This window comes from Siccirubricoccus phaeus (assembly GCF_008360935.1).
GTDB lineage: Bacteria > Pseudomonadota > Alphaproteobacteria > Acetobacterales > Acetobacteraceae > Siccirubricoccus > Siccirubricoccus phaeus.
Map to the genome: position 1 here is coordinate 13,001 of NZ_SRXO01000030.1, position 20,679 is coordinate 33,679.

Genomic DNA, 20,679 nt, shown 5'->3' on the forward strand with positions numbered 1-20,679 from the left:
GGCGGAAAAATTCGCAAGCCCCGCAGCGCTTCACGAACAGCCGCGCCGGCCGAGCCCCTCCCGCGCCAGCCGGGCGGAGAATCCGGCGCGGTCCAGCAGAGGCTGCAGCCGTGCGACCTCCGCCGCCCCGGCCGCCGCCTCGGCGAGCTGCCCCGCCTCCCCCGCCGCCTCCGCCGCGCGGGGGCAGCCGCAGCCGGAAAAGCGCGCGGCGGCAAGGCCGAGGGAGCGCCCGGCCGCTGCCGCCGCCTCCCGCCCCACCAGCAGCCCGGTGATCGGGGCGTGCAGCCGCGCCTCCGCCTCGCGGAGCGCCGCCAGCCCCTCCCCGAAGCCGCAGCCCGGGCGCTGCGCCGCGGCCGGGCCGGCCAGCAGCAGGGCCAGGGCGAAGGAAAGTGCGAGATGCGGGGCGAGATGCAGGGCCGGCCGACGCGCCTGGCGCAGCCGGGCCTGCCGCGCGCCGGGACCCGATGCAGGGTGCCGCGCACCCAGCCTGGGCGCCCGGTCCTGCCGGAGTCCGGCCGGCGCGGCTTCGCCCGCTTCCCGGCCGGGGCGCGCAACCCCCTCCGCGGCCGGCCCACTGCCGAGACCGGCCCTCATGCCGCCGCCCAGCCGCAGCGCGCCAGCGCCGCCCGCATATGCGGCGGCACCGGCGCCGCCACCGAAACCGGTGGCGAGAGCGGCAGGGCGATGGCGCGGGCCAGCAGATGCATCGGGCCCGGGCCGCCGCCATAGCGGGCATCGCCGAGGATGGGCCAGCCGGCATGGGCGCAATGGGCGCGAAGCTGATGGGTGCGGCCGGTGCGCGGCTGCAGCTCCAGCCAGGCCAGGCCGGGCGCAGCGCCGAGACGCCGCCATTCGGTCACCGCCGGCCGGCCGGCCGGGTCCACCGTCATCCGCCAGCCCTCCTGCGCCGTGCTGCGCTTCAGCAGCGGAGCGTCGATCACCCCGGATTCGCCCGGCGCCCCGCGCACCACGGCCCAATAGGTCTTCCGCGCCTGGCCGCCGGCGAACAGCGCGCCAAGCTCCGCCAGGGCCGGCTTGGTACGGCCGAGCACCAGGCAGCCGGCGGTGTCCGCATCCAGCCGATGCGCCGGCTGGGGCAGGCGCCTGCGGCCGGCGGCGAGGGTGGGCAGCCAATCCTCCAGCGAGGGCCCGCCGCGCGGCCCGGCATGCACGGCAAGCCCCGCCGGCTTGTCCAGCACCAGCAGCCTGGCGTCCTGGTACAGCACAAGGTCCAGCGGGCCGCCGGTCACTCGAAGGCGACCCAGGCGCGGGGCGGCGGGGCCGTCAGGTCGCGCTTCGCCGCGGCAATCTCGGCATCCAGCGCGGCGAGGAAGCGGGAGCGGTCCTCCTTCGTCAGCGGGGCGGGGCCGGAGGTGGCGAGGCCCCTCTCCCGCATCTCCCGCGCGACCTCCCGCCCCGCCAGGGCGCCGCCGATATTGTCCGGCGTCCAGGGCCGGCCCTTGAAGCCGAGGGCGCGGGCACCGCGGGCCAGGCAGCGGCCGGCGAGCGGGATATCGGCGGTGATGCAGACATCGCCGCGGGCGATGCGCTCGGCGATCCAGTCATCCGCCTGGTCGGCGCCTTCCGGGACCAGCACCAGCTCCACATTGGGCAGGCCGGGCGGGCGGATGGGCCGGCTGCCATTGGCGACGAGCTTCACCGGCAGGGAGAGACGGGTGGCGACGCGGAACACCTCCTCCCGCACGGGGCAGGCATCGCCGTCGATGTAGAGGGTGGTCATGGCGGGACCATGCGGCCGGGGCCGCCGGGCGGCAAGCGGTTGGCGCGGCGCCGGCTGGCTGCTTCGGCCGGGATGGCCGGGCGGGACAGGCCGGGCCCGGGCAGGAGGGCCCAGGCTGGACGCCGTCGCGGCCAGGCGCGTCTTGCGCGCTCGACCCCGTCGAGCGCGCCTCGAGCCCACGCCATGGTCCGGCTTTCGTGTCAAGGACTTCGCCGCGCGAAGCGCGGTGCCGCTGCGCGGCATCCTTGACACGAAAACCGGACCATGACCCTCGCGACAGGTCGCCTTCGACGGTGTCGAAGGCGCCTCGAAGCGCCTTCAGCGACGGAGCAGGAGGGGCCAGGCGCCCAGGGGGGCGGCGAGGACGGTAAGGGGCCAACGGCAGGCGTTACCTGCCGCCTGTCGCCACTCAGCGCACGCGCACCTCCGCCCGCGCCGCGCTGCCCTCGGCATCCAACACCGTCACCCGGTAGAAGCCCGGCCCCTCCGGACGCCAGGCGGCCTCGCGCTTGGCGGGCTCGGCGGGCAGGGGGCGGCCATCCACCAGGAAGGTCAGGGGACGGCGGCCGCCGCTGGCGCGGAGGGTGACATGCGGCGCGTCCTCCTCCAGCACCGCGCCGGGCGGCGGGAAGACCAGGCGGAGCCGATCCACCGCCTCGGCCAAGGCGGGGGTGGCGGCGGGGCGGCCCGGCAAGGCGGGGCGGGGCGCCGGCGGCAGCCTTTCGAACAATTGCGCCAGCAAAGGTAGGGCGGTGCGGGCGCCGGTCGCCCCTGGCAAGGGGGTGCCATCCGGGCGCCCGACCCAGACTCCCGCCACATGCCGGGCATCGAAGCCCACCGCCCAGGCATCCCGCCCGCCCCAGCTCGTCCCGGTCTTCCAGGCGATGCCGGGCGGGCCGCCGGCGGGGAAGGGGTTCACCAATATGCCCGCCACCTGCGCCGCGGCCCGCGGGGCGAAGGCCTGGCGCACCGCCCCCCCTTCCCCCGGGCGGAAGACCAGGGGCCGGGCGCGACCGCCATCGCCCAGCGCGGCCTGCACCGCCATCAGCTCCCGCAGCGTGGTGCCGAGGCCGCCCAGCGCCAGCGGCAAGGCGGGATCCACCCCCGGCGGCAGCCGCGGCGGCGCCCCCGCCGCCTTCAGCGCGGAGACGAAGCGCAGCGGCCCCAGCTCCGCCAGCAGCGCGACGGCCGGCAGATTCAGGGACTGCCGCAGCGCATCGGCCACGGTGATGCGGCCGGCGAAGCCGCCATCGAAATTCTCCGGCGCATAGGCGCCGAAGCGGCGCGGCAGGTCAGTCAGCAGGGTCTCGGGCGCGGCGATGCCGGCCTCGAAGGCCAGGGCGTACAGGGCGGGCTTCAGGGCAGAGCCGGGGGAGCGCACGGCGCGCGTCAGATCCAGCATGCCGGCCCGGTTGGCGGCGCCGAATTCGCCGCCGACCAGGGCCAGCACCTCGCGGCTCTCCAGCTCCGCCACGATCAGGGCGAGAGAGGCGCGCTCCGGCAGGTCGCGCAGCGCCCTGGCGGCGATCGCCTCGGCGGCGCGCTGCAAAGGCAGGGAGAGGGTGGAGGCGATGCGCGCCTCGGTGGCGCCACGGGCCAATTCGCGCGCCAGGTGCGGCGCAGCCTGGGGCAGCTTGCGGCGGAAGGCGGGGACGGGGCGGGCCAGGGCCGCCGCGGTATCCGCCGGGCTGATGCCGGGCGCAGCCCGCGCCCGCTCCGTCAGCACGGCGTCGCGGGCGGCGCGGGCGGCTTCGGGATGGCGGTCCGGCCGCAGCGCCTCCGGCCGGCGGGGAATGGCGACCAGCAGCGCCGCTTCGGCCGGGTCGAGCTGCGCCACGGGCCGGCCGAACCAGGCGAGCGCACCGACCCGCGCGCCCTCCAGATTGCCGCCCATCGGCGCCAGGGTCAGCCAGAGGCCGAGGATCTCCTCCTTCGAGTAATGCGCCTCGAGCTGCAGGGCGCGGAGGATCTCGATGGCCTTGCTGCGCAGGGTGCGGGGGCGGGGCTCCAGCAGCCGCGCCGCCTGCATGGTGAGGGTGGAGCCGCCGGAGACGATGCGGCCGGCGCGGGCCCATTGGAAGGCAGCGCGGGCCAGGGCGATCGGATCGACGCCGGGGTGGTGGCGGAAGCGGCGATCCTCGGCGGCGATGAGCAAATCCAGCAGGTGCGGCGGGACATCGGCGGTGGTGGTGGGCAGGCGCCAAAGGCCGCCGGGGGCGGGGAGGACGGCGAGGCTGCGGCCCTCGCGGTCCAGCACCTCCGTGCCATGGACGGCGAGGCGGGCGAGGTTGGGGGGGTAGAGGCGGTCGAGGGCAAAGGCGGCGGCGGCGAGGGTGGCGAGGGCGGCAAGCGAGGCGAGGGCCAGGCGCCGGCCCATCCCCACCCCATTGGCGGCAGTGCCGCCACTCTCCTGCCGGCGGCGGAGGGAAAGCCGGTTCCCTCCCCCGCTCTGCGGGGGGTTGGACGCACTGCGTCCAACCGGGTGGGGGTGGCTGGCCCATGTGGCACCGAGCCGGGCCAGTCCCAGGCGCAAGCCCTTGGCCATCCACACCCCCACCCCAGCCCTCCCCCGCAGAGCGGGGGAGGGAGACGTCCTTCCCTCCCCCGCTGATGGGGGGTTGGCGGCACTGCCGCCAACAGGGTGGGGGCGATCCCCAACCCGGCCGTGGGGGTGGTCTCCATCCCGGTCGTCGGGGTGGTGTCCCGCCTGGTGCCAGGGCTGGTCCGCCCCCACTGGCGTCAATCCGCCGGCCGGATGGTGATCCGCCCGGTATTCTGCCGGGCGAAGATCTGCGGCCGGTACATATCCTCGAGCTGCGCCCCCGGCAGCTCGAACTGCCCGGCCGTCACCGCCCGCACCCGCACCGCGAGGCGGAATTCCGGCGCCTCCGGCGTCAGGTCCAGCGCCGCGGCGAAACGGTCATCCAGCGCCGGCGAGGCCACCGTCTCGGTCAGGGTGCCGAGCCAGGGCATGCCCGGCACCTCCCCCGCCGCCAGCCGGCCGATGATCTCCCACCCCGCCGGCAGCCCCTGCTGCAGCAGGGCGCGGTGGCTCTCCCGCGTCTCCGCCCTGCCTTCCAGCAGCAGCACGAAAACCTGGTTCTGCCGCAGCGCCTCCAGGTTCAGCGGCTGGCCGTCCAGGCCGAAGAAGCGCCGCGCCACCCGCATCCCCGCCCGTCCCGCCGGCAAGGGCTGCGCCGGGATGCCGGTGACCGAGGTGGTGACGTAAAGCGGCGCGTCGCCCAGGTTCCGCGCCGCCGCCGGCGCCGCCAGCGCCACCGCGAATTGCGCGGCCGCCGGCTGTTCCCGCCCCTCCAGCGCCACCCGGGCCGGGCGGCCATCCCGCCCCAGCGCCTGCGCCGCCAGCACCGCCCAGGCGGCTTCCTGGGTATTCGCGACCATGGGGGTGAAATTCGGCCCCGGCAGGCGCGCCTGCAGCGCCTGCATCTCGGCCGGCAGCCTCCCGCTCTCCCGCAGCAGGGCGGCCACCGCCAGCAGGTCGCGCTCCGCGCTGCCGTAATCATAGAGCCAGGGCTGCCGCGCCCCGGCCGCCAGCGCGGCGCGGAAAGCCTGCTCCGCCCGCGCCGTGTCGCCGCCGCGGGCGAAGGCGGCGGCGAGCTGGGCCTTGGCCAGCGGCGTCGGCAGCGCGTCGAGCTGTTCCAGCAGCCGCCGCGCCGCCCCCAGCAGCGGCCGGCCGGCGAGCGACAGCACATGCAGCCGGTAGGCCTGGGCCGCCCGCTCCTCCGGCGTGTCCGGCGTGCCGTCCTCCACCTGCTCGGCGATCTGGCGCAGCGCGTCGGAGAGCGCCGCCTCCGGCACCGCGGCGCCGGCCAGCCGGGCGCGCAGCAGCCCCTCCACGGCGAAGGCGCCGGTCCAGTACTGCGCCTCGCCCTGGGCGGACCACAGGCCGAAGCTGCCGTCATAGCGCTGCTTGTTCAGCACATGCTCCACCGCCTGCTGCAGCCGGGCGGCGCGCTCCGGCAGCAGCGGCGTCTCCGGCGGCGTGGCGGCGAAGGCGAGGAGCTGGGCGGCGGATTGCTCCAGGCAGGCGAAGGGGTAGAGGTCCAGCAGCCGCAGCATGCCTGCCGAATCATAGCGCACCACCCCGCCGAAGCTGGCCGTCGCCCGCAGGGTGCCGGCCAGGAAGCGGGCGGTCGGGATCTCCAGCCGGCCCTCCTGCCCCGGCGCCAGGGTCTGGCTGGCGATCTCGGTGGTGAGGGGGCGGGAGGAGCGGATGGTGATCCGCGCCTCGCGCTGCACGGTGAAGCCGCCCGGCCCGGTCACCGCCAGCCGCAGCACCCCCTGCCCTGCCCCGGTGGCGCGCAGCGCGGTGGCCGGCAAGGCGCGGGCATTGGGCGCCAGCCGCGCGGCGAGCTGCGCCGGGCCGGCCAGGGCGATGGCGCCCTCGGCGGCCAGGGTCGCGGCGATCTCGCCCTCCGGCAGGTCGAGATTGTGCAGCAGCACCGGCAGCCGCGCCTCGTCGCCCGGGGCGAGGAAGCGGGGCAGCAGCGCCTCCGCCACCACGGAATCGCGCACCGTCAGCGGCCTGGACGCGGCGCCGACCCTGCTGCCGGCCCAGGCGACGGCCATCAGCCGCAATTCGCCGGCGAAATCCGGAATATCCAGCGTGACATTCGCCGTGCCGTCCGGCGCCACCACCACCGGCCCGCTGAACAGCGCCACGGTCCGCTGCGGAATCTCGATGCTGCCCATGCTGAATTCGTCGCCGCCCTGGCGCAGCACCGCCAGCTCGCCCTCCGGCGGCGGCACCAGCCGGCCGTAATCGTCGCGGATATCGACGCCGAGCCGCCTTTTGCCCATGAAATGGCCGAGCGGATCGGGGGTGGCGAAGCGGGTCAGGCGAAGGATGCCCTCATCCACCGCGGCGAGGGTCAGCGTCGCGCCGGAGGCGCGCCAATCGAAATTGTCGCCGGCGCCGGTCAGCCGCAGCGGCACGGTCAGGCGCTGGCGCGGGGCGATGCGCTCCGGCGTGCCGATGGCGACCTCGATGCGGCGGGAGGCGGGGTCGAGCTGCAGCCAGGCGAGGCCCAGCGCCCTTCCGGGATGCCCCTGCCTGGCCTCGCCCGGCCGGAAGGCGGTGACGGCGACATAGGCGCCCGGCCCCCAGGCGGCATCGACCGGCACCTCCACCTCCGTGCCGCCTTCCGCCACCTCCACCTCGCGCAGCGAGACCAGCCGGTCCGTCAGCACCGCGATGCTGGCCGGGCCGGCGAAGGGCGGGGTGATGCGCAGCCGGGCGACATCCCCCGGCGCATAGGCGCGGCGGTCGGCGGCGACATCCACCTTGTCCGGCACCTCCGGCGTCTCGCCCCCGGCCCAGCCGGCGCGGAAGCGCAGCGAGGTGATGGCAAGGCCGCCCCCTGGGCCGCCCCCTGGGCCATTCGGCTCGCTCACCTCCAGCCGGTAGCGGCCGAAGGGCAGGCGGCGGGCGAAGCGGGCGGGGGCATCGGCGGCCACCGCCAGCTCGGCGCTGTCCACCGCCTCGTCCCGCCACACCGTCTCGTACCGCGCCTGGCTGCCGCGCATGACGATGCGCCAGTCGGGCCTTTCCCGCACCAGCCGCACCCGCAGCCGGGCGGCGACCGGCCGCGCCTCGCCATCCAGAGCGAGGATGTCGAACCCCGCCTCGGCATCGGCGTCGATCGCGAGGTCGGCGAAGCGCGGCTTCACCCCGATCATCCGCTCCGCCGCCCGCACCGGCACGGTCAGCGCGGTGCGGGAGGCCCGCCCCCCCGGCTCGTCAATGGCGATGGCGATCTCCGCCCGGAGCGGCCGCGTGGTGTCCGGCACCCGCGGCAGCGTCACCTCCAGCCGGCCGTTCCCCTGATCGTCCAGCGCCTCGATCTCGAGCGGCAGGAGGTCCGGGGAATACTGCTCATCCACCAGGCCGAAGACGTAGTCGCGGTACTGCTCGAAGGGCGAGCGCAGCGCCTGCAGCCTGAGCTCCGCGCTGCCGGTCAGCCCGGCGGCCGGGGCGCCGTAGAGGAAGCGGGCGGCCAGCGGGATCTCCAGCGCCTGCCCCGGCACCAGGGGCCCCAGAGGGGAACCATTCGCAGGCCCGGCCCGCACCTCCAGCCGCTCCGGCACGAAGGCATCGACGCGGAATTCGGTCTTGCCGATGGGCCGGTCGTTGGGGTCGGCCAGCACCTCCAGCGTCCAGACCCCCGTCGGCGCCCCGGCGCCGATCGGGATGGGCCAGAGGATGGCCGCCCCGCGCTCCCGCGCCGGCACCGCCTCCGCATAGACGGAGCCATTCGGCCGCCGCAGCCGGAACCGCGCCGGGATGTCGAGCGGCGCACCGCCGCCATCGCGCAGCAGCGCCGCCGCCTGCACCGTCTCGCCCGGCCGGTAGATGCCGCGGTCCAGCCAGAGGAAGGCCTCCATCGGCCCGGGATGCTCGACGCCCGTGGCGCCGCGGTCGGAGAGGTCGAAGGAGGCGGCCTCGAGGTCGAGCTGGACGAAATCGTCGCCGAGGAAGGCCTGCACCGCCTTGGGTGCCATCGGCCCCTGGCCGCGCAGCAGCGGCGCGGCGAAGCGGACCAGCCCCTCCGGCCCGGTCTCCGCCTCGGCCAATATGTCGTTGTTGGTCGCCATCAGCCGCAACTTCGCGCCCGGAAGCGGCCGCCCGGCCTGCAGCCCGCGCGCCTGCACGGCGAGGCCGGCGCTGCTCCGCCAGGCGGTCAGGCCCAGATCGGTGACGATGACCGGCAGGGCGGCGGCATTGCCGCGCGTGCCGTCGGCCGGCTGCACTACCAGGGCGTAGAGGCCGGGGCCGGCGCCGCGCAGCCCCTCCGGCAGCGGCAAGGCGTGGCGCTGCAACCGGTTCGCCTCGAAGCGCGGCAGCTCCACCCTGCCTTCCCAGACCACCTTGCCCCAGCTCTCCGGCAGATCCTGGGCGGTCCAGCTCTCGATCTGCTCGCCGACCGTCCAGCCATTGCGGGCGAAGGGGATCAGCGTCCGCTCCGTCACCCGCACCACCCGCAGGCTGAGGGCGGAGATGTTCACCGTGGTCATGCCCACCCGCGGCGCCTGGCCGCGCGGCAGCAGGAAGGAGCGGGCGTCGAAGATGATCTGCGGCCGGCGGTTGGGCATCGCCACCCGGAGGGCGGTATCCCGGTTCAGCCGCAGCCCGTCCTCCCCCGGCAGGCCGGCGCGCAGCAGCAGCCGCGTGACCTGGCCGTTGGGCAGGCCGGCGACGCAGAGCTGGTCCCCCTCCCGCAGCACCGCCAGGCCCGGGATGGGCGGCTCCGCCCGCACCCAGTCCTGCGGTTGCCAATCGGCGCGGCGGGCCGGCGGGACGGTGAAGCTCAGGCAGGCCCGGGCCGGCTCGCTCTCCGCCTCGGTATTGACCCGGGCGACCAGCAGCCCCGCCTCGCGCCGGGCATCGGCCAATTGCTGGCGGTAGCCGGGATTGTCCGGCGCCCGGTCCAGCACCGCCTCCAGCGCCTGGATCCGCTGCGCCGGCCGGTCGAGCTGCCGCAATGCCTCGGCCATGAGCAGGAGGGAGGGGATTTCCGGCAGGCCGGCCGGCACCGTCTGGAAATTCTGCCAGGCCGCCTGCAGCGCCCGGGCCGGCTCCGCCGGGGTGCGGCGGAGCTGGGCGCGGGCCAGCGCCAGCCAATGGTCCGGCCGCGGGTCGCCGCCGGCGATCCGGTCCTCCCAGGCCTGGGCCGCCGCTTGCCAATTGTTCTGCCGCTCCGCCGCCGCCGCCCGGCTCTCCGCCGCCGCCTTCTGCGCCGCGGTGGCGCCGGCGGGGAAGCGGCGGCCCAGCTCCCGCTCATACCCCGCCGCATCGCGGGCGAGGCCCGGCAGGTCGAAGCCCTGGGCATGCAGCCCGGGCGCGGCCAGCACCAGGCCGAACAGCAGGATCAGCAGGCGCAGCATGTGCGAGAGGCCCTCCCGGCGCGTTGGATGTATCCTCGTGTCCTGCCCGCTGCGTTCGCCGGATATTCCGGCAGCGGGCAGGCAGGCCACTGAAAACAAAAGCTGGTGTCCCGATTCCGACGTTCGCAGGAATCCGGAATCGGGACACTAGCCTGGGACGGGCTGACCAGGGGTGAAAACGCCCTGATCGAATCTTCGGAGCCGATTCTTGCGGAACCGCCATGAAAGATCCTCATGGCATGGAAGTTGCTGCATATCAGCGGAACGTTTTACGGAATGGTACGGTCCCGCGGGCGATGATCATCCAAGATCCATCGCCGCATCACCATTTCGGGCTGTGGGTCCGGGCGGGGCCGGCCGTATAAGCCGAATGGGAGGGGTGTGGCATCTCAAATTCCGGGATGCGTGCCCCGTGCCGTGCGCGAGGGTTGGACAGAATGCGACGTCTTCCGGTTTTCTCTGCCTGTCTGGCCTTGCTCCTCCTGGCGGCGGCGCCCGCCGGCGCCCAGCAGGCCGGCGGTGGCGTGCCGGTCACCACGGATGCGGTGCGGCAGGGCGCGGTGCCCATCGAAATCCTCGCCAACGGAATCGTTGCCTCGGAATCCGTGGTCACCGTCCGCACCAGGGTGGATGGGCAGATCACCCAGGTGCACGTCACGGAAGGCCAGATGGTCAAGCGCGGCCAGCCGCTCTTCACCCTCGACTCCCGGCTGAACCAGGCGGTGCTGGCGCAGCAGGAGGCACAGCTGATGCGCGACCGCGCCCAGGCGGCACGGACCGAGGCGGATGCCAGGCGCTACCAGTCGCTGCGCGGGGAAAGCTTCGCCTCCCAGCAGCGCTTCGAACAGGCCCAGGCGGATGCGCTGGCCGCCGCCGCCACGGTGCGGGCGACCGAGGCGATGATCGCCCAGACCAAGCTGCAGGTGGAATTCGCCACCATCACCGCGGAGATCGACGGCCGCCTCGGCGCCCTGCCGCTGCGCGTCGGCAATTTCGTGCGCCAGGCGGAAAGCACCGCCATCACCACGCTGACCCAGGTGGACCCGATCCTGGTGCAATTCGCCGTGCCGGAACGCTGGCTGGCCGAGGTGAAGGCCGCCATGGCCCGCGGCACCGCCCGGGTCCGGGTGCAGCCGGAGCAGGACGGCGCCCCGCCGCCGGAGGGCGAACTGGTCTTCGTGGACAGCGCGGTGGACACCGGCACCGGCACCATCCTGCTGAAGGCCCGCTTCGCCAATGCCGAGATGCGGCTCTGGCCTGGGCAATACGTCCAGGTCACCCTGACGCCGCGCGCCGAGGACGGCGCCATCACCGTCGCCACGGCGGCGGTGCAGACCGGGCAGCAGGGCCGCTACGTCTTCGTCCTGGCGCCGGACAACACCGCCAGGCGCCGCACCGTCACCCTGGAACGCACCCTCGGCGACCGCGCCGTGGTGCGCGGGGAGCTGAAACCCGGCGAGAAGGTGATCGTGGACGGCGCCCAGCGGGTGACCGAGGGCAGCCGGGCGGTGGAGCGCAACCCCGAGCCGGCGGCGCAGCGCGTCTCCCAGGCGGGCTAGGCCGTGCCGGCGAAGAACGGGATCGTTGTGCAGGCTTTGATTGCGTCGCGCGATGGCGGGCCCGGCCCCGCCGCATCGCGTCCTGATCAGGAAGGGCGGGCAGGATGAATATTTCCGAGCTTTGCATCCGCCGCCCGGTGATGACCGGGCTGCTCTCCCTCGCCGCCATCGTCGCCGGCATCATCGCCTATACCAGGCTGCCGGTCGCTGCCGTGCCGCGCGTCGATTTCCCCGTCATCACCATCTACGCGAATTTCGCCGGTGCCAGCCCGGAGACCATGGCGACCAGCGTCGCCCTGCCGCTGGAACGCGAGCTGTCCACCATCGCCGGCGTCGACAGCATGTCCTCCATCAACGGCCAGGACACGACGCAGATCACCGTGCAATTCGTGCTCGGCCGCAACATCGACGCGGCGGCGCAGGACGTGCAGGCGGCGATGACCCGGGCCCAGCGCCGCCTGCCGATCGACATGACCATCCCGCCGAGCTACCGCAAGGTGAACCCGGCCGATGCCCCGGTGGTGCTGCTGACGCTTTCGGGCGCCGATACGCCGCTCTACCGGCTGAACGACATCGCCAGCACGATTATCGCCCCGGCGCTCTCCCGCGTCCCCGGCGTCGCCCAGGTGCAGACCTATGGCGAGCAGCTCTACTCCGTCCGGGTGCGGCTGGACCCGGACCGCATCGCCGCCATGGGCCTCGCCTTCGACACGCTGCAGCAATCCATCGCCCAGGCGAATTCCAACACCCCGGTCGGCGTGCTGACCGGGCAGCGCCAGCAGCTCACCCTGCGGGCCAATGACCAGCCGCAGAACGCCGATGAATTCGGCCGGCTGGTGGTGGCCGGCCGCGCCCAGGCCCCGGTCCGGCTGAACGAGATCGCCGAGGTGGTGGACGGCGTGCAGAATGAGCGCGTCGCCGCCTGGCGGAACGACAGGCGCGCTTTGGTGCTGGCCGTGCTGCGCCAGCCGGACGCCAATACGGTGGAGGTGGTGGACGGGGTGAAGGCCAGCCTGCCCGCCCTGCAATCCGCCCTGCCGCCGGGCGCCGAGCTGAACGTCATGCTGGACCGCTCGCTCTCCATCCGCGACGCGGTGCATGACGTGCAGGAAAGCCTCGTCATCGCCATCGGCCTCGTCGTGCTGGTCTGCTTCCTCTTCCTCCGCAAGCTGACCGCGACGCTGATCCCGACCGTCGCCGTCCCCATCAGCCTCTGCGTCGCCTTCGGGCTGATGTATGCCCTTGGCTATGGCATCGACAACGTCACCCTGCTCGGCCTGACCATCGCCGTCGGCCTGGTGGTGGACGACGCCATCGTGATGCTGGAAGCCATCGTCCGCCATATCGAGGAAGGCATGGCGCCGATCCCGGCGGCGATCCGCGGGGCGCACGAGATCGGCTTCACCATCATCTCCATCACCCTGTCGCTCATCGCCGTCTTCCTGCCCATCCTGCTGATGGGCGGCGTGGTGGGGCGGGTGTTCAACGCCTTCGCCGCCACCGTCTCCCTTGCCGTCATCGCCTCCTGCGTTGTCTCCCTGACCCTGACGCCGCTGATGGCCAGCCGGCTGAAGGGGCATCACGGCAAGCCGGGCCTGCTGGACAGGGTGCTGGAAGCCGGCTTCGTCGGGATCGAGCGGGCCTATGCCTGGGGCCTCGACCTCGCGCTGCGCTTCCGCTTCGCGGTCTGGATGCTGTTCCTCGCCTCGGCCGCCGCCGCGGGCTGGATGGCGGTGCAGATCCCGAAGGGCTTCTTCCCGGTGGAGGATACCGGCTTCCTGCTGGTGAACACCGAGGGCCCGCGCGGCGCCTCCATGGCCGCCATGGCGGATATGCAGGGCAGGCTGGTCGCGGCGCTGCGGGAGACCCCCTATGTCACCAATGTCGTCTCCAACCTGGGCGCGACGGGCGGCAGCATCTCGATGAACCAGGGCCGGCTTTTCGTCGAGCTGAAGCCGCGCAGCGAAAGGCCGCAGGTCCAGCACGTGATCCAGGAGCTGCGCCGCACCGTCAACGCCTTCCCCGGCCTGCGCGTCTTCATGCAGCCGATCCAGAACATCAATTTCGGCGCCCGCCAGACCCGCACCCAGTATCTCTACACCCTGCAGGGGCTGAAGTTGGACGAGCTGTACGACTGGGCGCCGCGGCTGGAGGAGCGGCTGCAGAAGCTGCCCCAGCTTCAGGACGTGAACACCGACCTTCAGCTCGACAGCCCGGTGGTGCAGGTGAATGTGGACCGGGACCGGGCGACGACGCTCGGCGTCACCGTGGACCAGGTGCGGCAGGCGCTGTTCTCCGCCTTCGGCGCAAGGCAGATCAGCACCATCTACGGCCAGGCCAATGCCTATCCGGTGATCCTGGAAGCCCTGCCGGAGGACCAGCGGGACGAGCAGGGGCTGGCCAAGCTCTATCTCCGCTCCACCGGCAGCCGGCTGGTGCCGCTTTCGGCGGTCGCCACCATCGAGCGGCGCTCCGGCCCGCTCAACGTCTCCCACCAGGGGCAGCTTCCGGCCGTGGTCATCGGCTTCAACACCCCGCCCGGCGTGGCGCTGGGCGATGCGGTGAACGCCATCCGCGCGGTGGAGCAGGAGCTGGGCATGCCGCCCACCATCGTCACCGGCTTCTCCGGCGCGGCGCAGGTCTTCCAGCAGGCGCTGGCCGGCCAGGGCATGCTGGTCATCGCCGCGGTCTGCATCATGTATGTGGTGCTGGGCGTGCTGTATGAGAGCTTGATCCATCCGCTGACCATCCTCTCCGGCCTGCCGGCGGCGGCGCTCGGGGCCTTCGCCACGCTCTGGTATTTCGACCTCGACCTCTCGGTCATCGCCGTCATCGGCGTGCTGCTGCTGATCGGGCTGGTGAAGAAGAACGCCATCATGATCGTGGACGTGGCGCTGCAACGACAGCGCGCCGGCGCCGCGCCGCTGAGCGCGGTGCGGGAGGCCTGCATCCTGCGCTTCCGGCCCATTCTGATGACGACGCTCGCCGCCGGCGCCGGCGCGGTGCCGATCGCCGCCGGCTGGGGCGCGGCCGCCGAGCTGCGGCAGCCGCTGGGCCTCGCCGTGGTGGGCGGCCTCGCCGTCTCCCAGGTGCTGACGCTGTTCGTGACGCCGGTGCTCTATCTCGGCTTCGACGGGGTGGCGCGGCGCCTCACCTCCCGCCGCCGCCAGGCGCCGCTGGATGCGGTGGCGCCGGCGGAGTGATCTCCCCACGACGCCGCTGCGCGGCGCCGCGGGGGCCCGGGGCGCTGGTGGCCCGAGGCATCGCGCAGCTTGCCGCGGCAAAGCCGCGGCAGGACACCGGGCAGCGTCAGTCCCCGACAGAGTGATGTCAGAGGCCAAGAGATGAAGATTCCCACCCTGCCCTTCACCGTCACCGACTGGTCCGGCGTGGCGGAGAGCCGCCACCGGGGCGAGACCGGGGAGGCGATCTGGCGGACGCTGAACATCGGCGAGGTGCGGGTGCGCCAGGTGGAATACACGCCCGGCTACCTGGCGGACCATTGGTGCGACCGCGGCCATATCCTCTACGTGCTGGAGGGGGAGCTGGAGACCGAGCTGCGCGATGGCCGCCGCTTCACCCTGCGCCCGGGGATGAGCTACCAGGTCTCCGATTTCGGCGATGCGGCGCATCGGTCCTCCACGAAGATCGGGGCGAAGCTCTTCATCGTGGATTGAGCTTGACCCCGGGCGGGTGCCGAATTTCCGCGCATGAGCGCGATCAGCCTGCCACCCTGAGCCTGAGCTGGAGGCCTGGCTCTCCCGCCGCGCCGCCGCCCATGGGGTGAACGTGGAGGAGGAAGCGGTGGCGATCCTCAGGGAGAAGCGGGCCCGGGAGGAGCCTTCGCCCCGCGACCCTGCGGCGGAGAAGGCGAGGTGGGAGGCGCTTTTCGCCATGGCGATCAAGCCACCGCCCGGCGCTCCGAACTTGACCGACCTGCTGCGCGAGGACCGTGACAGCAGGTGAGTGCCCGCTCGGACGCCATCGTGGTGGACGCCTCGGTGGCGCTGAAATGGCTGCGCGACGAGGAGGATGACGCCTGGGCCCGGGCCATGGTCGGAGGCGACCGGCCCCTGATCGCCCCTGCCCTGCTGCTGACGGAATGCTCGAACATCCTCTGGCGCCTGGCCCGGCGCGGCGAGATCGCCCGGGACGGCGCCTGCACCTGCTGGACCGATTGCTGGCGGTGCCGCTGACCCTGATGCCGATAGATCCGACGCTAGAGCAGATCGCCGGAGGGCGGCATCGCCCGGAGGCGTGAATCTGCTCTACCATCCATAAGCTAGAGCGGTTTCGCGCTGCACAGTCAGCGTGAAACCGCTCTAAGCGAGGCGGTCCTCCGCCTCGCCACCCGCCTCGACCACCCGGTCTATGACTTCCTCTACCTCGCCCAGGCCCAGGGCGCCGCCCTCGCCACTGCGGATCGCCGTCTCGCCGCCGCCCTCGCCCGCACCGCCGCCCTGCCGGCCGCGCGCCTGCTCACTCCGCCGGCGCCCGCCTAACCCCCGCCGGGACGTGGCCGCTCACATCCGCCCCGGCCTCCGGCGCCAGGCTCAGGAAGAAGGGCATAGAGGCCGCCACCACTGCGCCCGCCACCAGGAAGGCCACGGCGAAATCCGGCACCCCGATCGCCGCCCGCCCGGCCAGATGCGCCGAAAGCTCCAGCGTCGTCGTTGCCAGCACCACGCCGAGCGCCGGCGAAAGCTGCTGCGCCGTGCCGGAAAAGCTGGTGGCCGCGGAAAGCCGCGCATTCGGCACATCCGCGAAGGCCAAAGTGTTCAGCGCGGTGAATTGCAGGGAGCGGAACAGCCCGCCCAGCGCCAGCAGGGCGAAGATCAGCGCCAGCGGCCAGCCGGGCGTGAACAGCGCCGCCACCGCCACCCCCGCCGCCGCCAGCAGCGCATTCCCCACCAGCACGGTGCGGAAGCCGAAGCGTCGCAGGATGGGCCGCGCCAGCGGCTTCATCGCCATGGCCCCCAGCGCCGTGGCGAAGCTCACCAGCCCGGCCTCGGAGGCGGTCTTGCCGAAGCCCACCTGCAGCAGCATCGGCACCAGGAAGGGCGTCGCCCCCGCCCCGCTGCGGAACAGGCTGCCCGCCAGGGTGGAGCGGTTGAAGGTGGGGATCCGCAGCAGGGAAAGGTCCAGCGCCGGCCGTGCCACCCGGCCGCAATGCCGCACCACCGCCCAGCCGAACCCCGCCCCCAGCAGCAGCGCCACCTCCGGCATGCCGCGCGGCAGCACGCCGCGGCCGAAGGTCTCGAGGCCGGTCATGAACAGCGCCAGGGCCAGCCCCAGCAGGGTCAGCCCCTTGAGGTCCGGCGGCCCGGGGTCGGAGGGCTCCAGCCGGGGGATCTTCCACGCCACCATCAGGATGCCGAGCAGCCCGATCGGCACGTTGATGAGGAAGACGGAGCGCCAGCCGAAGGCATCGGTCAGGAAGCCGCCCAGGGGGGGCCCGCTGACCGGGCCGATCATGGCCGGAATGGTCAGCCAGGCCATGGCGTTCAGCATCTGGTCCTTGCGCACCTGGCGCAGCAGCAGGAGGCGGGCGACCGGCACCATCATGGCGCCCCCCAGCCCCTGCAGCACCCGGGCGCCGATCATCTCCGGCACCCCCGTCGCCCGGCCGCACAGCACGGAGGCGATGGTGAAGACCGCGATCGCCGCCATGAAGACACGCTTCGCCCCGAAGCGGTCCGCCACCCAGCCGGAGACCGGGATGAACACCGTCAGCGCCACCAGGTAGGAGGTGATGGCGGTGCCGAGCCGGGCCGGCTCCACCCCCATCTCCCGCGCCATGGCGGGCAGCGCCGTCGTCACCGCCGCGCTGTCCAGGTTCTGCATGAAGAGCGCGCTGGCCACGATGGCGGCGATCAGCCGGTGGTCGGTCCTGACGGGGGGTGGGGCAGGCGGCGAGGTCTCGCTCATGCCCCTCGTCCTAGACCTCCTGCGGTCGGACGACCACCCGGCCGGAGGCTCTCCGGCTCTTCACCTCCGCCATGGCTGCACGGAATTCATGCAGCGGAAAGCTGGCATGCAGCTCCGGCCGCAGGGCGCCGGCTGCCCACCATTCCGTGAGCTGCGCCCAGATGGCGCGCGCCCGGGGGGCATGAAGCTGCCGGTTGTCCCCCGGCGACCAGCCGCAATAGGTCCCCCAATTCAGCCCGGCCACGCCGATATTCTTCAGCAGCAGCAGGTTCACCGGCAGTTGCGGAATGCCGCCGGCGGCGAAGCCGATGGTCACCAGCGTGCCGCCATCGCCGAGGCAGCGCAGCGATTCGTCGAAGACCGGCCCGCCCAGCGTGTCCAGCACGGCGCCAACGCCGGCGCCGCCGGTGGCCTCCAGCACCGCCGCGCGGAAGGGCTCGGCGCTGTCCAGCACCAGGTCGGCGCCGCGGGAGAGTGGCACGCCGCGCTTCGCCGCGCCGCAGCGGGCGATGACGCGGAGGCCGAGGGCCCGGGCGATCTCCACCCCCGCCAGCCCGACGCCAGCGGCCGCCCCCTGCACCAGCACCCATTGCCCGGGCGCCAGCCGCGCCCGCCACAGCAGGGCGGCGGCGGCGGTGGGATAGCTGATGGGCATGGCCACGGCGGGTTCCAGCGGCAGCCCGTCCGGGATGGTGGTGACATGGATGGCATCCGCCACCACCTCCTCCGCCAGCCCGCCCCAATCCACCACGGCGAAGACCCGCGTGCCGGCGGGCAACGGGTCCGCCACATCCGGCGCGCTTTCCAGCACCGTGCCGGCCACCTCCGTGCCGGGGGTGAAGGGCAAGGGCGGCTTGCGCTGGTATTTGCCGGCGACGACGAGCTGGGTGGCGAAGGAGACGCCCGCCGCCTCCACCCGGATGCGCACGCCGCCGGGGCGCAAGGGCGGGGGTGGAATCTCCTTCAGCTCCAGCTCGTCGAATTCGCGCCAGCTTTCGCAGACCAGGGCGCGCATGTCGGTGTGTCCTTTCCTGCTGCTCCTGCCGCCGGGTGTGGGGAGGCTCCCTCCCCCGCTCTGCGGGAGAGGGCCGGGGGTGGGGGTGTCTCTCCCCCCGCGAAAGCCGGGCATCCACCCCAACGCCGGCATTCCGTCCGACATCGAGGCATCCGCCACCGAACGCCCCCCAACAACCAGGCACTCCACCCCACCCTAACCCTCCACGGCGAAGCGGGGGAGGGAACGGGCCCGGACTTAATCCGCCCGAATATTCGCCTCCCGCACCAGCTTGCCGTAGCGCTCATACTCCGCCGTGGCGAAGGCGGCGAAACCTTCGGGCGGCTGCGCTACCGGCTCGGCACCCATCGAGGCGAGGCGCTCCGCCGCCTCGGGCTGCCGCACCCCCGCCGCCACCGCCTGCTGCACCCGCGCCAGGATCGAGGCCGGGGTCCGCGCCGGGGCCCACATGCCGTACCAGGTGGTGATGGCATAGCCCGGCACCCCGGCCTCGGCGACGGTCGGCAGCTCCGGGAAGCCGGCGATGCGCTGCTCCGTCGTCACCGCCAGCGCCTTCAGCCGGCCTTCCCGCACCAGGGCGGCGCTGCTCGCCAGGCTGTCGAACATCACCTGGACGTTGCCCGCCACCAGATCCGGCAGGGCCTGGCCGCTGCCGCGATAGGGCACATGCGCCAGATCGACGCCGGCCAGCAGCTTGAACATCTCCCCCGCCAGATGCGGCGCCCCGCCATTGGAGGAGGAGGCATAGGCAAGCTGCCCCGGCTTCGCCTTCGCCAGTGCCACCAGCTCCGCCACGCTCCGCACCGGCAGGTTGGGCGTCACCACCAGCACCAGCGGCACCGCGGCGATGCAGGTGATGGGGGCGAAATCCGCCACTGCATCGAAGGGCAGCCGCAGCATATGCGGCAGGATCACATGGGCGGAGGCATTGGCCAGCAGCGTGTGGCCGTCCGGTGCGGCGCGCGCCACCTGCTCCGCCCCGATGGCGCCGCCCGCCCCGGCCCGGTTCTCCGCCACCACCGGAAACGGCAGGGCGGCGGTCAGGCGCTGCGCCGCCACCCGCCCCAGCAGGTCGGTCGGCCCGCCCGGCGGGTAGGGGATGACCAGCCGGATCGGCCGGTTCGGCCATTCCGCCCCCGGCCCGGCCCCCGCCCCCGCCCCCTGGGTCAGCCCCCGCCCCGGGGCGAGCCCCGGCGCCGCCAGCAGCCCCGCCAGGGCCGCGCGTCGCGTCATCCGCATCCTGGGTCTTTCCTCCCGTCCGGTTCCGGGCAGGATAGGGCGGATCGCGCCAGGGCGGGAACGCCCCGCCGCGAGGCACGCGGCCGGGACCGGCCGGACCGCCCACAAGCCCAAGGCGGCAACATCATCGGGGGAAGCGGCATGAAACCGTATCAGGGCCTGTTCGTGCTGGATGCCAGCCAGGGCATTGCCGGGCCATATTGCGCCACGCTGCTCGCCGCCTGCGGCGCCGATGTGGTGAAGATCGAGCCGCCCGCCGGCGACTGGTCCCGCGGCCTTGCCACGCGGGAGGGCAGCCAGAGCGTGATGCATGTCAGCTTCAACCGCGGCAAGCGCAGCGTGGTGCTGGATTTGCAGGCGGAGGCCGGCCGCGCCGCCCTGGCCCGGCTGGCGGCCAAGGCCGATGTGATGCTGGAAGCCTTCCGCCCCGGCGTCGCAAAACGCCTCGGCCTGGTGCCGGAGGCGGGGAAGCCGGATGTCGTCTTCCTCTCGATCTCCGGCTTCGGCCAGCAGGGGCCGGAGAGCGAACGCCCCTGCACGGATGGGGTGGCCCAGGCCTTCACCGGGCTGGTGTCGCTCAATGTCGGCGCCGACGGCATTCCGCACCGCACCGGCCCGCTCATGGCGGTGGACATGACGACGGGGCTTTCCGCCTGCGTCGCCGTGCAGGCGGCGCTGGCCGAGCAGGCGCGGGACCGCGCCGCCGGCGCCCCGCCGCGGCGCCGGGTGCTGGATGTCTCCCTGATGCAATCCGCCGCGGCGCTGATGGGGTTCAACATGGCGGAGGCGGGGCTGCTCGGCACGGTGCCGCCGGCGGCCAATGTCCCGGCCGGCACCTATCAGGGCAGCGACGGGCGCTGGTTCATGGTGGCCTTCCTGCGGGAGCCGGAATGGGTGACGTTTTGCGAGGTCGCCGGCCGGCCGGAGCTGGCGGCGGACCCGCGCTTCCAGGGCTTCCCCAGCCGGGCGCAGCACCGGGACGCGCTGGTGCCGACCCTGCGCGAGACCTTCGCGCAGCTTCCGGCGCCGCATTGGGTGGCGCGCTTCAAGGCCGCGCGGCTGCTCTGCGATCTGGTGAACACCCCGCTGGACTGGCTGGCGGATGCGCATGTGCGGGCGGTGGAGGCGGCGGTGCCGCTGGCGCAGCCCGGCCTGGGGACGCTGCCCTTCCCGAAGCTGCCGGGGCTCGGCCCCTGGAGCGTGCCGGCGCCCGCGCTGGGCGAACATACGGAGGAGGTGCTGCGGGAGGTGGGGTTGTGAGGCGGCGCGCCACGGCCCCCGCTTGCCGGAAC

At 73.7% G+C, this 20,679-nt stretch carries 14 protein-coding genes; 6 read left to right on the forward strand and 8 right to left on the reverse strand.

Annotated elements, in window-relative coordinates:
- Nucleotides 1-30: 30 nt before the first annotated feature.
- The 5 genes from E5N76_RS26910 to E5N76_RS31195 all read right to left on the reverse strand — a co-directional run bounded on the left by E5N76_RS26910 (nucleotide 31) and on the right by E5N76_RS31195 (nucleotide 9,646).
- On the reverse strand, nucleotides 31-594 hold the full coding sequence (locus E5N76_RS26910; protein WP_149541064.1) for a hypothetical protein: 564 nt from the start codon (nucleotides 592-594) through the stop codon (nucleotides 31-33).
- Nucleotides 591-1,250 carry an RluA family pseudouridine synthase gene (locus tag E5N76_RS26915; protein ID WP_235907910.1) on the reverse strand — a complete coding sequence of 220 codons (660 nt, stop codon included), beginning with the start codon at nucleotides 1,248-1,250 and terminating at the stop codon, nucleotides 591-593. The genes E5N76_RS26910 and E5N76_RS26915 overlap by 4 nt, the downstream gene beginning before the upstream one ends.
- Nucleotides 1,247-1,741 carry a YaiI/YqxD family protein gene (locus tag E5N76_RS26920; RefSeq protein WP_149541065.1) on the reverse strand — a complete coding sequence of 165 codons (495 nt, stop codon included), beginning with the start codon at nucleotides 1,739-1,741 and terminating at the stop codon, nucleotides 1,247-1,249. Before E5N76_RS26920 ends, E5N76_RS26915 begins: the two co-directional genes overlap by 4 nt.
- 409 nt (nucleotides 1,742-2,150) lie before the next feature.
- Nucleotides 2,151-4,118: a penicillin-binding protein 1C gene (gene pbpC, locus E5N76_RS26925; protein ID WP_149541066.1), complete on the reverse strand. Its 1,968-nt coding sequence runs from the start codon at nucleotides 4,116-4,118 to the stop codon at nucleotides 2,151-2,153.
- A 362-nt stretch (nucleotides 4,119-4,480) separates the two neighbouring features.
- On the reverse strand, nucleotides 4,481-9,646 hold the full coding sequence (locus E5N76_RS31195) for an alpha-2-macroglobulin family protein (protein WP_149541067.1): 5,166 nt from the start codon (nucleotides 9,644-9,646) through the stop codon (nucleotides 4,481-4,483).
- Between the two features lie 473 nt (nucleotides 9,647-10,119).
- Here E5N76_RS31195 and E5N76_RS26935 point away from each other — a divergent pair, with 473 nt between their 5' ends.
- The 5 genes from E5N76_RS26935 (at nucleotide 10,120) to E5N76_RS26950 (ending at nucleotide 15,401) form a co-directional block, all read left to right on the forward strand.
- Nucleotides 10,120-11,205 carry an efflux RND transporter periplasmic adaptor subunit gene (locus tag E5N76_RS26935; RefSeq protein WP_235907911.1) on the forward strand — a complete coding sequence of 362 codons (1,086 nt, stop codon included), beginning with the start codon at nucleotides 10,120-10,122 and terminating at the stop codon, nucleotides 11,203-11,205.
- A gap of 104 nt (nucleotides 11,206-11,309) precedes the next feature.
- A complete protein-coding gene (locus tag E5N76_RS26940) occupies nucleotides 11,310-14,408 on the forward strand; it encodes an efflux RND transporter permease subunit (RefSeq protein WP_149541069.1) in 3,099 nt (1,032 codons plus the stop codon).
- 141 nt (nucleotides 14,409-14,549) lie between these two features.
- Nucleotides 14,550-14,882, forward strand: coding sequence for a DHCW motif cupin fold protein (locus E5N76_RS26945; protein ID WP_149541070.1), 333 nt, complete (start codon nucleotides 14,550-14,552; stop codon nucleotides 14,880-14,882).
- A gap of 127 nt (nucleotides 14,883-15,009) precedes the next feature.
- Nucleotides 15,010-15,171 carry a hypothetical protein gene (locus E5N76_RS29895; protein WP_187830435.1) on the forward strand — a complete coding sequence of 54 codons (162 nt, stop codon included), beginning with the start codon at nucleotides 15,010-15,012 and terminating at the stop codon, nucleotides 15,169-15,171.
- Nucleotides 15,168-15,401 (forward strand): type II toxin-antitoxin system VapC family toxin, encoded by a 234-nt coding sequence (locus tag E5N76_RS26950; RefSeq protein ID WP_149541071.1) that lies wholly within the window; start codon nucleotides 15,168-15,170, stop codon nucleotides 15,399-15,401. The genes E5N76_RS29895 and E5N76_RS26950 overlap by 4 nt, the downstream gene beginning before the upstream one ends.
- 283 nt (nucleotides 15,402-15,684) lie before the next feature.
- Here the strand turns inward: E5N76_RS26950 and E5N76_RS26955 are convergent, their stop codons facing one another.
- From E5N76_RS26955 to E5N76_RS26965, 3 genes are all read right to left on the reverse strand, one after another.
- Entirely contained in the window at nucleotides 15,685-17,133 is a 1,449-nt protein-coding gene (locus E5N76_RS26955) for an MDR family MFS transporter (RefSeq protein WP_149541072.1), read from the reverse strand.
- 10 nt (nucleotides 17,134-17,143) lie between these two features.
- Nucleotides 17,144-18,148 (reverse strand): NADPH:quinone oxidoreductase family protein, encoded by a 1,005-nt coding sequence (locus E5N76_RS26960; RefSeq protein ID WP_187830436.1) that lies wholly within the window; start codon nucleotides 18,146-18,148, stop codon nucleotides 17,144-17,146.
- A 237-nt stretch (nucleotides 18,149-18,385) separates the two neighbouring features.
- Nucleotides 18,386-19,381, reverse strand: coding sequence for a tripartite tricarboxylate transporter substrate binding protein (locus E5N76_RS26965; protein WP_207792125.1), 996 nt, complete (start codon nucleotides 19,379-19,381; stop codon nucleotides 18,386-18,388).
- A gap of 147 nt (nucleotides 19,382-19,528) precedes the next feature.
- Here E5N76_RS26965 and E5N76_RS26970 point away from each other — a divergent pair, with 147 nt between their 5' ends.
- Nucleotides 19,529-20,647: a CaiB/BaiF CoA transferase family protein gene (locus E5N76_RS26970; RefSeq protein WP_149541074.1), complete on the forward strand. Its 1,119-nt coding sequence runs from the start codon at nucleotides 19,529-19,531 to the stop codon at nucleotides 20,645-20,647.
- Nucleotides 20,648-20,679: the final 32 nt, after the last annotated feature.

Bases quoted from the DNA above. Each gene is read 5' to 3' on its own strand.
- E5N76_RS26910 (WP_149541064.1), bottom strand. From the start codon at position 594: ATGAGGGCCGGTCTCGGCAGTGGGCCGGCCGCGGAGGGGGTTGCGCGC.
- E5N76_RS26920 (WP_149541065.1), bottom strand. From the start codon at position 1,741: ATGACCACCCTCTACATCGACGGCGATGCCTGCCCCGTGCGGGAGGAG.
- pbpC (WP_149541066.1), bottom strand. From the start codon at position 4,118: ATGGGCCGGCGCCTGGCCCTCGCCTCGCTTGCCGCCCTCGCCACCCTC.
- E5N76_RS31195 (WP_149541067.1), bottom strand. From the start codon at position 9,646: ATGCTGCGCCTGCTGATCCTGCTGTTCGGCCTGGTGCTGGCCGCGCCC.
- E5N76_RS26940 (WP_149541069.1), top strand. From the start codon at position 11,310: ATGAATATTTCCGAGCTTTGCATCCGCCGCCCGGTGATGACCGGGCTG.
- E5N76_RS26945 (WP_149541070.1), top strand. From the start codon at position 14,550: ATGAAGATTCCCACCCTGCCCTTCACCGTCACCGACTGGTCCGGCGTG.
- E5N76_RS26955 (WP_149541072.1), bottom strand. From the start codon at position 17,133: ATGAGCGAGACCTCGCCGCCTGCCCCACCCCCCGTCAGGACCGACCAC.
- E5N76_RS26960 (WP_187830436.1), bottom strand. From the start codon at position 18,148: ATGCGCGCCCTGGTCTGCGAAAGCTGGCGCGAATTCGACGAGCTGGAG.
- E5N76_RS26965 (WP_207792125.1), bottom strand. From the start codon at position 19,381: ATGACGCGACGCGCGGCCCTGGCGGGGCTGCTGGCGGCGCCGGGGCTC.
- E5N76_RS26970 (WP_149541074.1), top strand. From the start codon at position 19,529: ATGAAACCGTATCAGGGCCTGTTCGTGCTGGATGCCAGCCAGGGCATT.